This window comes from Paraburkholderia heleia NBRC 101817 (genome assembly GCF_000739775.1).
GTDB classification, from domain to species: domain Bacteria; phylum Pseudomonadota; class Gammaproteobacteria; order Burkholderiales; family Burkholderiaceae; genus Paraburkholderia; species Paraburkholderia heleia.
In genome coordinates this window covers 1-13,831 of record NZ_BBJH01000055.1, presented here as the reverse complement: position 1 = coordinate 13,831, position 13,831 = coordinate 1, and the positions used below count along the sequence as shown (strand labels likewise).

The 13,831-nt window shown below is 65.0% G+C and carries 8 protein-coding genes; 2 read left to right on the top strand and 6 right to left on the bottom strand.

All coding sequences use genetic code 11. From position 1 onward, the window contains the following. Positions 1–82: 82 nt before the first annotated feature. The gene (gene apbC / locus BHE01S_RS32495) at positions 83–1,171 is read right to left on the bottom strand and encodes an iron-sulfur cluster carrier protein ApbC (RefSeq protein WP_042271576.1); all 1,089 of its coding nucleotides are present in this window, start codon (positions 1,169–1,171) and stop codon (positions 83–85) included. Between the two features lie 318 nt (positions 1,172–1,489). Here apbC and BHE01S_RS32490 point away from each other — a divergent pair, with 318 nt between their 5' ends. Both BHE01S_RS32490 and metG read left to right on the top strand, forming a co-directional pair. Further along, the gene (locus tag BHE01S_RS32490) at positions 1,490–2,143 is read left to right on the top strand and encodes an OmpA family protein (protein WP_042271573.1); all 654 of its coding nucleotides are present in this window, start codon (positions 1,490–1,492) and stop codon (positions 2,141–2,143) included. 443 nt (positions 2,144–2,586) lie between these two features. Continuing rightward, complete coding sequence (gene metG / locus BHE01S_RS32485) at positions 2,587–4,740, top strand: methionine--tRNA ligase (protein WP_042271570.1); 2,154 nt, start codon at positions 2,587–2,589, stop codon at positions 4,738–4,740. Positions 4,741–4,828: 88 nt separating this feature from the next. On the opposite strand, the gene BHE01S_RS32480 is transcribed toward metG, so the two are convergent. The 5 genes from BHE01S_RS32480 to BHE01S_RS32460 form a co-directional block, all read right to left on the bottom strand. Beyond that, complete coding sequence (locus BHE01S_RS32480) at positions 4,829–5,782, bottom strand: fimbrial protein (protein WP_042271568.1); 954 nt, start codon at positions 5,780–5,782, stop codon at positions 4,829–4,831. Positions 5,783–5,838: 56 nt separating this feature from the next. Beyond that, positions 5,839–8,625, bottom strand: a complete 2,787-nt coding sequence (locus BHE01S_RS32475; RefSeq protein WP_063769117.1) for a fimbria/pilus outer membrane usher protein — start codon at positions 8,623–8,625, stop codon at positions 5,839–5,841. A gap of 209 nt (positions 8,626–8,834) precedes the next feature. After that, positions 8,835–9,578, bottom strand: coding sequence for a fimbria/pilus periplasmic chaperone (locus BHE01S_RS32470; RefSeq protein WP_042271565.1), 744 nt, complete (start codon positions 9,576–9,578; stop codon positions 8,835–8,837). Between the two features lie 100 nt (positions 9,579–9,678). Continuing rightward, positions 9,679–10,227, bottom strand: coding sequence for a fimbrial protein (locus BHE01S_RS32465; RefSeq protein WP_042271563.1), 549 nt, complete (start codon positions 10,225–10,227; stop codon positions 9,679–9,681). Between the two features lie 353 nt (positions 10,228–10,580). Continuing rightward, positions 10,581–13,831: translocation/assembly module TamB domain-containing protein (locus BHE01S_RS32460; protein WP_042271561.1), on the bottom strand; the 3,251-nt coding region annotated here is incomplete at its 5' end.

Genomic DNA, 13,831 nt, shown 5'->3' with positions numbered 1-13,831 from the left:
GAAGCCCACATGATACCGCGCACGCGGCGCGGCGCGCGCCTATCTGTCCCCATGCGCGGGGCGCCGCGGCGCGCGCCGGACGTCAAGTGTTCTGCACGACGATGGTCGGGAACTTCGAGGTCATGTCGCGGGCGCGCTCGGCGATCTGGATCGCCACGCGGCGCGCGATCGCGCGATAGATTGCCGCCACCGGCCCTTCGGGGGCGGCCGCCACGGTGGGGTTGCCCGAATCGGCCTGCTCGCGAATGGCGATGTCGAGCGGCAGACTGCCGAGCACTTCCACGCCGTACTCCTTCGCCATGCGCTCGCCGCCGCCCGCGCCGAAAATGTGCTCGGCGTGGCCGCAGTTCGAGCAGATGTGCACGGCCATGTTCTCGACGATGCCGAGAATCGGAATGCCCACCTTCTCGAACATCTTGAGGCCCTTCTTCGCGTCGAGCAGCGCGATGTCCTGCGGCGTCGTGACGATCACGGCGCCGGTGACGGGCACGCGCTGCGAGAGCGTGAGCTGGATGTCGCCGGTGCCCGGCGGCATGTCGACCACGAGATAGTCGAGCTCGCGCCAGTTGGTCTGACGCAGCAGCTGCTCGAGCGCGGAGGTCGCCATCGGGCCGCGCCAGACCATCGGGTTGTCCTGCTCGATCAGAAAGCCGATCGAGTTGGCCTGGACGCCGTGGCCTTCGAGCGGATTCATCGACTGGCCGTCGGGCGACTCGGGACGGCCCTCGATGCCGAGCATCATCGGCAGCGAGGGGCCGTAGATATCCGCGTCGAGCACGCCGACCGAAGCGCCTTCGGCCGCGAGCGCGAGCGCGAGATTCACGGCGGTCGTGCTCTTGCCCACGCCGCCCTTGCCCGAGGCCACGGCGACGATATTCTTCACGTTGGGCAACAGCTTCACGCCGCGTTGGACCGTATGCGCGGTAATCTCGCTTCTGAGCGCGACGCGGCTCGCCTTGACGCCCGGCACGGCGGCGAGCGCCGCCTCGACCTGCGCGCGCACGGCGTCGAACTGGCTCTTCGCCGGATAGCCGAGCACGATCTCGACGCCGACCGTATCGCCTTCGACGGTGACGTTGCGCACGCCCTTGGCCACCGTGTAGGGATGGCCCGTGTTCGGATCCGTCAAGGCCGCGAGTGCGGCGTCGACCAAAGCCCGATCTATGCTCATTGAAACTCCGTGGGGAGAATGCCGGTTTGCGTGAGTGCCTGTCCGAGTGAGGACTGATCGCCTACGCGCCGGAAATCGAAAGAAATTGTTAAGCTGCATTGCGCAAAATTGCCCGACAGGGCACGCTTCGCGGCAGCATCGATTTTGTGTACCGACCAGGCGGTCCCGAAGCCGCGACGCAGCGGCTTTTCGCCTGGCGGCGCACACCTCAAGGCGTCATTGTAGTAGCTGCCGCCGCGCACCGTTCGAAGACCCTGTTCGCATGCGGGGCCGCGAACGCCGCGGGCAGCGTCCGTTCCACTCAAGAAAGGAAAGCAAATGAACACAAGAATCCTGACTCGCCTGTCCGTCTTCGCCATTGCCGGCGCGCTCGTCGCCGGCTGCGCGACGCAGCAGGGCACCAATACAGCCGTCGGCACCGGTGTCGGCGCGGGCACGGGCGCGGCGATCGGCGCCATCTTCGGCGGCGGCAAGGGCGCGGCAATCGGCGCGGGTGCGGGCGCGCTGGTCGGCGGCATTACCGGCTACAACTGGCAGAACATCAAGAACCGGCTTTCGGGCTCCACCAAGGGCACGGGCACGCAGATCACCGAGCAGCCGGACGGCTCGCTCAAGCTCAACATTCCGAGCAACGTGACCTTCGACACCAGCAGCTACGCGATCAAGCCGTCGTTCGCGCCGGTGCTCGACCAGGTCGCGCAGACGCTCCAGCAGAACCCGGAAGTCGTTGCGCAAGTCGTGGGCCACACGGATAACACCGGCCAGCCCGCGTACAACCAGACGCTGTCGGCCAACCGCGCGCAGAGCGTGGTGAATTACCTCGCCTCGCGCGGCATCCAGATGCAGCGCATGTCGGCCGAAGGCCGCGGCGACACCCAGCCGATCGCCGACAACAACACGGAAGCCGGGCGCGCCGCGAACCGCCGCGTGGAAATCTATCTGCGCGCCACGGCACAACACCAGGGCGGCTAAGCCAGCGACTGCGCAGTAAAACAGCGACACACCAGCGGGACGGCCGTCATGCCGTCCCGTTTGCATTTCGGGCGGCCCGAAGATGCCGCCCGAAGACGCGCCCCGAAACCCTTGCTGGACAGCCATCGGACGCCCTCTTCAAAGCGCCTGCAGAGAATCGAAAAAATTTTCGAACTCTCGGGAAAACGCGCTGTCTGTCTTTACGGTACGTGTGCGGCAGCGCCGCAGCGTCACCATTCTCCTCTTGTCGTTGTTGCTCCGGGGCCATTCTTGCCCCGGTTTTTTTTGATCTCGATTTGTGCAACGCAGCATAGCCGTGCCTGCACGGCCCGCGCTCGCTCGAGGCATTGCGCATACGAGCGTCCACCGGCTCGCGGAACGGCGGTGCGCCTGCCCTGCTAAAATCGCGGTTTCCCCCAGCAACATCGGATTCCCCCTCACTTATGTCAGCACCCGCCACCGACCTCGCAGCAGCCGGCGCGCATGCCAATCCAGGCGGCCGCCGCCAGATTCTCGTTACGTCTGCCCTGCCGTATGCCAACGGTCAGATCCACATCGGCCACCTGGTCGAGTACATCCAGACGGACATCTGGGTTCGCGCGCTGCGAATGCATGGCCACGAGGTCTACTACGTCGGTGCCGACGACACGCACGGCACGCCCGTCATGCTGCGCGCGGAGAAGGAAGGCCTCACGCCGCAGCAGCTGATCGCCCGCGTGTGGCAGGAGCACAAGCGCGACTTCGACAGCTTCGGCGTGTCGTTCGACAACTACTACTCGACGGACTCCGAAGAGAACCGCGTGCTCTCCGAGTCGGTGTATCTGGCGCTCAGGGAAGCGGGCTTCATCGAGACGCGCGACATCGAGCAGGCCTACGACCCGGTCAAGAACATGTTCCTGCCGGACCGCTTCATCAAGGGCGAGTGCCCGAAGTGCGGCGCGAAGGATCAATATGGCGACAGCTGCGAAGTATGCGGCTCGACCTACGCGCCGACCGACCTGAAGAATCCGTACTCGGTGGTCTCGGGCGCAACCCCCATACGCAAGACCTCGACGCACTATTTCTTCCGGCTCTCCGATGCGCGCTGCGAAGACTTCCTGCGCGGCTGGGTGAGCGGCCTCGCGCAACCGGAAGCGACCAACAAGATGCGCGAATGGCTGGGCGAGTCGGGCGAATCGAAGCTCGCAGACTGGGACATCTCGCGCGACGCGCCCTACTTCGGCTTCGAGATTCCGGGCGCGCCAGGCAAGTACTTCTACGTCTGGCTCGACGCGCCGGTCGGCTATTACGCGAGCTTCAAGAACCTGTGCGAGAAACGCGGGCTCGATTTCGAGGCATGGGTGAAGGCCGGCTCGACCACCGAGCAGTACCACTTCATCGGCAAGGACATCCTGTATTTCCATACGCTGTTCTGGCCAGCCATGCTGCAGTTTTCGGGCCACCGCACGCCGACCAACGTCTTCGCGCACGGCTTTTTGACCGTGGACGGCGCGAAGATGTCGAAGTCGCGCGGCACGTTCATCACGGCGCAAAGCTATGTGGACACGGGTCTGAACCCCGAGTGGCTGCGCTACTACTTCGCCGCGAAGCTCAACAGCACGATGGAAGACCTCGACCTGAACCTCGAAGACTTCCAGGCGCGCGTGAACAGCGACCTCGTCGGCAAGTACATCAACATCGCGAGCCGCGCGGCGGGCTTCCTGATCAAGCGCTTCGACGGCCGCGTGCAGGACAGCGCGATGCATCATCCGCTGCTCGAGCAGCTACGCGCCGCCATTGCGCAAATCGCTGCGCACTACGAAGCACGTGAATACAGCCGCGCGCTGCGCCAGACGATGGAGCTCGCCGACGCCGTAAACGGTTACGTCGATACGGCCAAGCCATGGGAGCAGGCCAAGGATCCGGCGAACCCGGTGGCGCTGCACGAGACCTGCAGCGTGAGCCTCGAAGCGTTCCGCCTGCTTTCGCTCGCCTTGAAGCCGGTGCTGCCCACGCTCGCAGAAGGCGTCGAACAGTTCCTGGCGATCGAACCGCTGACCTGGGCCGATGCAGGCAAGGCGCTCTCGTCGCAACAGCCGATCAACGCGTACAAGCACCTCATGACGCGCGTCGATCCGAAGCAGATCGAAGCGCTGCTCGCCGCCAATCGCGACTCGCTGCAGGCAACCGAAGCGCCTGCCGCCGCGGCTGCGGAGGCAAACAAGAAGTCGAAGGCTGCCAGGGAAGCGAAGAAACCAGCCGCGGACGAAACGCCGGAAGTCATCTCCATCGACGACTTCGCGAAAATCGACTTGCGCGTGGCGCTGATCGTCAACTGCAACACGGTCGAAGGCTCGGACAAGCTGCTGCAGCTTACGCTCGACGTGGGCGAGGAAAAGACGCGCAACGTGTTCTCCGGCATCCGTTCGGCATACAAGCCGGAAGACCTCAAGGGCAAGCTCACAGTGATGGTCGCGAACCTCGCACCGCGCAAGATGAAGTTCGGCCTGTCCGAAGGCATGGTGCTCGCGGCTTCCGCCGCCGATGAGAAGGCCGAACCGGGCCTGTACATTCTCGAACCGCATAGCGGCGCGAAACCGGGCATGCGAGTCAGGTAAAAACCGCTCGCTCGCCGATGTCGTGCGAAACGCCCCTTTTGAGGGGCGTTTTTTTTGCGCCTGATTTTTCGACGCCGGTCGCGCCGCGCTATCTGTAATCGAGCAAAACGGTCATCGTCCCGCTGAATGCCCCTACGCGCGCGTTCGCAACGAGCCGCGACAACTGCACCGTGTAGGAACGGCCGGCCGTCGCCACGCGGCTGAGGTCGACAAAATCCGTGACCGTTCCGTTGAGCGGCACCGTCGAACCGGTGACGCCATCGATCAGGCTCACCCCCATGCCGTTACCCAGATTCCAGGTTCCGCTGCCCGCGAGCGTGGTGGGCGAAGTGGCGTTGAACGACACGCCTAGCTTGTAGGACGACGTGCACGGCCGGGTCGCCGTGAGGGTGAGCGGTCGAGTGGCCGCCACCGATCCCGCAACCCCAACTGCCAGCAAGGTGCCAAAGTCGATGGTCGAACTCGGCTGAAACGTCAACGTCGCGTAACAACCGACGAAGAGTACCTGGCCCGTAAGCAGGAAGTTGAGGTTGGAATTGCCATGGGAGTTCAGACCTTGATCGCCGTCGACCTGAAACACGCGATAGCTCGTGAATACCGCCGTGCCACTGGCGGGCGATGTCCCGGTCTTGAGCAGCACGACGGTAAACGTCATGGGAAACGTCAGATCGCTTGCCGATGCCTGCAGCGTGTAGCCCGCATAGATTCTGCCGCTCGACTGCCGATACACAGTACCGTTCAGGCGAATGCCGATTTCCGTGCCGGTGGCAGGCGCCACGCTGCCCGGATTGACATACAGATAGACCCCATCGGTTGGAACGCCCCAATCGCGGGTGCACTTCATTGTCACCGTATACTGTGGCGATTCCCAGATAACGGTGCCGGCTGGCGCATCCGCCGCTATCGCGATATTCGACGGTATTGGCTGCAGGATCGAAAGGCTTCCGCTATTCGCGTCCACGCACTTGAGTGCAAGCGCCGCCGGCGAGAGCAAGAGCAAGAACAAGCCGGCGACGACGGCAAAGAGTTTTCTCGTATTCATTTCCCAACATCCATCCTGCAAACGATTGAACCGCGCGGCGCGCCCTGAAGGCTCGCTCACAGACACAGGGCGTCGGTGACGACCGGCGCCATTACCCTGTTATTGGCCCCGCCCGGCGTGGCGGCTTTGCCATTGACCTCGACCGGCGCCGAATAGCGCACCTTGCAACTTTGCTCGATACCCGCGCCCCACCGCACCGTCAATTCGCTCTCGGGCGCCTTGCTGAAGTACATGGCGCGGCTACCCTGGCTCACCGTGCCGACGTTGTTGCCCTCCTCGTCGAGCAGGTCGGCGCCGAACGGAAGCGCAACGCCGTTCGCGCGGCGCAACCGCATGACCACGGGTCGGCCCCGGTTCTGCGTGTCGAACTTCAGGCGCACCACGGCGCCTGCCGTCGGCGCGAATTGCTGTTCCGTGGTGTTGAGCACGACGCCCATCGGGAGGCCCTTCGTGTCGATATCGACCAGGTTGAGCGAGTACGGATTCATGCCGGCGACAAGCGCGTGCCCGAACCCGTCCACGCGCACGCCTGGCGAACTCGACACGCGCGCATCGACCGCGTCGTTCGCCTCGATGACCGCGAACGTGTCGCCCGTCTGCGGTGAGGCCACCACGCCGCCGCGATACGCGAGCACAGCGCCCGTTGCGCCGCCACCCACCTGCGTGTAACCGCTCGCATAGCCCGCGTTGGCCCGCAATTGCGCGTAACGGCTGAGATAGCCTGCATTCGCGCTCACGTTGCCGTTGCTGCCGCTGCCTGAGTTGTAGCCCGCCGTCACGCCGTAGTTGAACGCGTTGTCGACGCCCGCCGTGCCCGTGAAGCTCTCCTGAATCTGGTTGCTGCCGTCGCGCGTGTCGTGGGTATACGAGGTCGTCGTGTTGGCGATCTTCGAACCGATATCGAGCGGGATGTTCAGGTTGAGCATCACGCGGTTGTCCCAGCGGTTCGAGCTGACGTCGAGGGCGCGCGATAGCGAAATGCCCACGCCCACGCGGCGAATGCTGGTGTTGTAGCCGACCTGGAACGAGGTGTCGGTGCCCGGCTTGTTCCAGTAATTCTGCGTAAAGCCCGACGCGTATATCGCGCCCCAGCCCGACAAGCTCTGGTTGAGCGTGACCTGCAGCCGCCCTTTCTGGATGCCGTTGTTCGTGTTTGCGATACCGCGCAGCGAAAGATCGCGCAACGTCATGGCGTCGGTGAGGTTCAGGAACCCGCTCGTCGAATAGCGGTAGGCCGCGAGCGTGACGTCGGTGTTCGTTGGCGAGAAAACGCGCGAGTAGGAAAGCCGCAGGCTCTGCCCGTTGCGCCTGGGCAGTCCTCCGTGCAGGGTGGTATTCGCCTGGGTCACGTCGAACGCGAAGGCGCCAATGCGCGTGTCGAGCGCGACGCCGGCCGCGGCGGAAAAATAGTCCCCCGAGCCGATCACGCCGCCATAGAGCGTGATGAGGTTGCTGATGCCGCGCTGAACGTTCGCCTCGAACACGAAAGGATGGCTGTTCAGGCTGGTGTCGCGATACTGGCCCGCGACGATGCTGTAGCGCCAGCGGCCCTCGCGCAGCGCGTTCACCGGCGCGGCGTAGGGCACGATGGACACGCGCTGGCTGCCGTCTGCCTCCGTCACCACGACCTGGAGGTCGCCGCCATAGCCCGTCGGATACAGATCATCGATCACGAACGGCCCAGGCGCGACCGTCGTCTCGTAGATAAGGTTGCCGTTCTGCCGGATCTCGACCTTCGCGTTGGTATTCGCGATGCCGCGCACCGTCGGCGCGTAGCTTCGCTGCGATTCCGGATACATCCGGTCGTCCGTGCCCATCTGCGCGCCACGCACGCCGAACGAGTCGAAGATGGAGCCGTCCGTGTACGAATCGCCGAGGGTGAACTGGCTCTTGATCGGCGAGAACGAGCGCTGCAAATACGTCTGCATGCTCTGCACGTGCGTGCCCGCGCCCGTAGCGCTGGTGACATTGCCGTTGTAGCGAAAGCGCCAGGCACCGACATTCACGCCCGCGTTGAGACCCAGGTAGGCTTGCGTCGCCGAAAGGCCGCTGCCGTTCGTGTGATAGACATTCGCGTTGTATTGCAGCAGCGCCGCCGGCACGCCATCGTCCCAGAACTTCGGGTCGACCCAGCCGCGCGCGTTGCGGTTCATCATTGCCTGCGGAATGCTCAGGTCGAGGCGCTGCTCGCCTATGTCGAACGTTGCCGTGCTCTGGGGAATCAGATCGGAGAGCATGGCTCCCCCGCTGCCGCCCGCCGTGGCGTCGAGCCTCGTAGTGGCTTCAGCGGAAACGCGAGCGAGATCCACCCCCGCCCGCACGAGCAAATCGCGATTGAAAACGGGCGCGACGGTGTGTTGCGCGTCGCCGATGTCGCGCACATCGACATCGGTCATGCCCACCCAGACCCCGTTCACATAAAGCGTTGCCCGATAGCGCCCCGGCAGCGCGACATTGCCTTTATCGAAGCGGGAGATGTCCACTTTCGCCGCGCTGCTGCCGTTCAGAAATTGCGGATTGAACTGGACGGGCTCAGGCTCAACGGCCGCGCGACTCAACGGCGCCACGGCGGCAAGCGCGGCTGGCGCCGCCGCCGTGTCCATCGCATCCATCACGCCCGGCGGGTCCGGAATCCGCGGCGCGATGCCGGCTGCGGGCGGCGGGACACCGCGCATCTCAGCGGTCGCGGGCCGGCGCCGGGTGGCGACGTCTTCAGCGGGTGCGCTCTGCGCCTGAGCGTTCGCAAGGGCGAACGAAAGCAGCACCGCGATGCTCGTCTGGCTCAGGATGAGAGCATTGGCGTGAGGATGTCGGTAACGGAATATCACGTTGAGATCGTTCATGGTGAGCCGAATTCGCAGGGCCACAGCAGTGCCTGCCCGCTGCGCGCCTGTCCGTCGGCACATCAACCGCCGACATGAAAAAGACCGATCCTGTTGTGAGCACGCGAAGCTTCACGCCTCGCCCTTCTCACAACGAAAATCCGGCCATTAGTATGGATTCCTGAATGGAATTCCTTCATTCAGCCATGCCACTGCCATTGGCTACGGCGCTACTGCACAACTGCCTCGTGTTTCACAGGTCCGCCGTAGTCATTCAGGGTCGTGAACAAGACTTTGCCCCCTGCTGCGAACTCCCCGGAAAGCGGCAAAACGAGTTCGCCGCCCGGCACGACCATATCGCCGTCATCGAATCTCGGGGCATGCGGACCCTCGCCCACCTGGGCTTCGATGATCGTGACGTGATACGGCGTGGGATTCGAAACAAGCAGCGCGGGCTTGCCGTCTCGCGCGCCGCGACGCCACGTGAGGCTGGCCGGCGCGTCGTCGACATTCCCTTGAAGCCCCACGGGACGGAAAAAGAACTTCAGGCGCGACCGGAACGCCAACTGCACATAGTTCGCGCCAGCCTCTGAAGCCGAGGGCTTGGGCGGCACTTCCAGCACGTTGAACCACATGAGCGACTCCCGGTCGGTGGGCAGCGCCTCACCCGTGTAGGTGATGCGGATAGTCTGCGACTTGCCGGAATCGATGCGGGCGAGCGGCGGCGCCATGATGAAAGGCAGATCGAGCTGGCCCGGATCGACATTGGGATCGCCATTGTCGAGCCACACCTGAACCAGTGAAGGCGTCTTGCCCACATTGGAAAGCCTGAGCGTCACTTCGGTGTCGCTGGCGTTGTACACCACGCGCGTGCCCGCGATGACGACGGACGCCTGCGTGGCGCTGGACATCATCATGGCCAGCGCACACACGCCTGCCGCAGCCGCGCTGTTGACGAGTTTTCGTAGATTCATAACGCTCGAACAGAAGATTGGCGCCGAGGCAACGCGCTCGGGCCAATCGCAACTTCGTCTCTGAAAAGCCGGGCGAACGAAAATCGTCCGCACCCGCCGGTTACTGATAGGCCATCGAATAGGTGACGTTGGTCGTTACCGTACCCGCCGTGGCCCCGCCGGCCGGAGAGATGTACTGCGCGGCGTACTGCAGGTTGGCCGTGCCGCTCGCGATGTTGACGGTCTGCGAGTTCTGCGCATCATCGGCCTTGCTTACGTCGATCACCTTCCGGCCGCTGTTGTAGTCGACCAGTTGAACCTCCACGTTGGTGGCGGTGCCGTTGTTGAGCAGATTGCCGTCGCTCAGCGTATTCGAGCCGTACTCCCAGAACGTATGCACCTTGCCGGTATTGGGTGTGCAGTTGCTCAACGCGATGCTGAAGCCGGTCGAACCCGCAGTCGCCCCCGCGGCCGACAGCTCCGAAGCCGACAGGCTTGGCAGCGTGACCGTGAAATTGTTGCCCTGGCCATTGCCGTTCACGTCGCACGAGTTGGCCGTCAACTGCCCGTTGATGGTCAACACGCCGCCGTTGTTTGCCGGACCCGCGTAGGCAACTGACGCAACGGTGCCCGCGGCCGCGACGACCAAAGAAAGCGCGATTTTTCTCATAAATAGCATTCCTGATAAATTTCCCGATGTGACAAAAGCGACAAGATCGATCAACCGGTCAGTACGTTGATTCCAGTCGCCCGATTTCCCCGCGAGAAGGGAGTGACATTATCCCAACGAGGCCAAGGATTCGCTTATAGGAGCACTCCTAATAAGTCGAAAATTTGCCCGTACAAGTTAGACGAAAGTCAAACGATATCGAACTCGCACATTGAAACTGGAACGGTACCAGGCGGGACACGGCAACATCAGTCATCCGAACGGCCATCGGAACGCCGCAGACCGGAAACAAAAAGCCCGGTCGCCGATATTCGACGACCGGGCATGCAGGCCTGTAGGTGATTTCTGATTCTCTATCGGCGAAGCCGATCGAAACGCCGCGTATAAAGAATATCGGCGCCGTTGAAGGTGCCGCCGTACACCACGAGCGACCAGTAGCGCGAGAGGTTGATCGTGGCCTTCACCGCGTTCGACGCCGACTGCAGGCCCTGTTCATAGCCGATCACGAGACGCTGGTTGATGGCCTTCGCGATCATCACGACCTCGGGGTCGGTCAGGCCCACCTCGCTGCGCCCGATCGAGAATTCGTCGAGGCCGATGCTCTGCGCAATGCGCTTGCCTTGCGCGCTGCCGAGCAGGGCCAGCGCCGTCGTCATCGCGCTCTGCTGGCCGAGGTTGTTGCCCTGGTCGGTGCCGTGCCCGAACAGCAGCCAGGAGAGCTTTTCGTTGTCGGGCACGTTGGGCTCGGAAACGAGGCGCACGGTCGGCGCCTGCACGGTGCCGATGACCTGCACGCCGGCCTCGACCTGCTGGTTGCGCCGCATGGCGAGAATGTTGATGCCCGGATTGCCCACCGGCCCGTTGAACGTGAAGAAGCCGTTTTCGATATTGAGCTTGGTGCCGAACGCCGTGTACGTGGAGCCTTCGGTCACGCGCACGTTGCCGACCGCGCGCAGCGGTACGTCCGGCGCGCTGTTGACCGAAATCATGCCCGCAAGGCCCAGATCCGCACCCTGGCCGCGGAAGCGGAAGTCGTGGCCGAGATCGATGTCGACGTTCGCGCGCGGCGCGAAGCGCGGCGCGGGCCTCGTCGACGCCGTTTCTTCGATGGGCGGCCGGCCGCCTACGGTCGTGCCGTCGGGGCGCACGATCACGACGTCGTCGCCGAGCGAGGGCGCGGGTAACTCGGGCATGTCGAAGAGCGCGTGATCGACGGTGAACTTGCCGTCGATCTGCATGCCGCCCAGATGCCCGCCGTTGGCGATGCTCGCGCTGCCCGAAAGCGACAGCTTGCGGTCGGGCGAGGCGAAAAGCTCGAGCTTGTCCGCGACGATGCTCGCGGTGAGGTCGGGCTCGGCGTTGTCGAGGCGCACCTGACCCTTCGCGCGCAGCGTACCGCTCGTCGCTCCGTGGAACTCCACCTGCTGGAAGTCGACGAGGTTATGCGAGAGCGCGATGCGGATCACGCCGTCCTTCAGCTCGACGCCCTGATCGACCATCGTGGCCGAGATGCCGTCGCCGACCAGCGAGCCCGTGAGATCCGGCTTCCCGACTGTGCCGCCCAGCGCGAGTTGCAGCGCGAGATGGCCGTCGAGCAGATAAGTCGGGCCGAGCATGCCGCCCGTGTTCCTGAGCGAGGGCACGTTCGCCTTGATGGTGCCGCCGATCGGCGCCTCGTCCGCGACGGTGAGCATGCCGTCGCGCGGCACGAGCGTCGTGTAGGCATCGATGTCGAACACGCCCACGCGGCTCGCCTGGGCATGCGCCGCGAGCGTGAGGCGGCTGCCGCCGCTGAAGGCCGCGCGCACGTTGAGCTCGCCCACGCCGAGCGAGGCAAAGCCACGGCCGACCTCGGTCGTGACGTCGCCCGAGCGGCGCCTGATCTGCACGTAGCCGGTGGCCGTGGGGCCGACGGAGAAGTCCCAGTCGCCGTCGAAGATCAGATCGGTCCTGAGCGTGGACGGCACGCCCGTGAACTGCTGCCGGATTTGCATGATGCGCGCGAGCGACACGTTGGTGAGCGTGCCCGCCGAGCGGATGCGGCCATGGTCGAGATCGAACGATTTCAGCTCGAGCGAGGCGCCTTCTCCCGTGATACGCGTCGCGCCGAGCGTGACCCTGCCGGGGCCCGCGCTCACCGTCAGCGGCGACTGGAGCTTTACGCCCGGCACGCCGCGGTTCTCGAGTTGCGTCACCGTGCCGTTCCAGCGCGTGCCTTCGCGCGTGTCCTGCAGGCCGCCGTTCGCCGCCACCGCGAAGTCGACCGGCTGGCCCTGCACCTTGCCCTTTGCGCTCGCGGTGAGCGTGTGCTTCGCGCGCGTGCCGTCGAGGTGCGCGGTGAGCGTCGCGATATCGACGCCCGCCACGGCAATGTCGCTCGCGTCGGTGCTGAAGGCGAGCGCGCCGTTCGCGCCGTCGCGCGCGAGCGCCCGGCCCTCGGCATGGCCGACGCGGTTATCGCCGAACACCACGTGGTCGGCCCGGTAGTCGAGCGAGACGTCGGGATGTGCGAAGGTGCCGGTCACGTCGCCGTTCGCCGCGAGCTGGCCCGCTATGCCAAAGCCGAGCCGGTCGAGCTGTGGCGCATCCACGCGAAAGCGCAGGCGGTCGCCACGCGCCCCGAAGCTGCCTTGCAGATCCACGGTATTGCCCGCGATCGAGAGATTCGCGCGGCTTGGCAGAATGCGCGAGCCCGCCAGCTGGATGAGGCCCTGGCCCGTGAGCGGCAGGTCGTCATAGACGCTCGGGCCGAGCCTGAATTCGGCCCGCGTCGTGAAGGCGGGCGCGAGCACGCCGCTCGCGTTGAGCGTGCCGTTCACGCGCGCCTCGATGGGCCGGCCCGCGGGACGCATGGCGGGCCGCGGCTTCGCTACGGGCCCGGCCGCCGCACCCGGCCGGCTCTCCTGCGCGTTTTCCACGCGCTTTTGCGCGGCGGCCTGCTCGCCCGATTGCGCGGGATTGAGCGACGGGTTCAGCGCCGGATTGAGCGCGAGATTGCGTTGCGGGTTGAGCGCGTCGGCGGCGCGCTGAGGCGCGGGCCGCGGCCGGGCGGCCGGCGCGGGCGATTTCGCTGCAGTGCGCGCCGGGGTTTGCGACGTAAGCGACAGCGGATCGAAATTGGTCAGCACCGCCTTGAGTTGATACGTCGAACTGGCGTCGTGCTTGAGCGCGCCCGACAGGTCGATGCGTCCCGCCCCCGAAGTCAGCCGCACGTCGTTGAGCGACAGGCGCGCGGGGTCCTGCGTGATCTTGCCCTGCACGCGCAGCGCAGCCCTGGGATCGGCGAGGTCGAGCGTGACGCTCTGCACGTCGCCGTTCAGCCGCACGCCGATTGGCCCCGCGAACTGCGTGGCGCGCACGCTCGACTGGATCGCGTTGAGGTCGAGCCCGGCCACCTTCAGGTCGAAGCGTCCGGCGCGCCCGCTGATCGTGCCGCCGCCGGTGAGCGTCGCGTTCTTCACGAGACGCACGGCGAGCTTCGGGATGCGCTGCGTCTTCGCATCGAGCACGACGTCGGCGTGGGCATCGATGAGCGGCAACAGCTTTTCGTCGATGGCGCCCGGCTTCGCGTTCACGATCGAGACCGCGCCCGCCACCGTGAAGC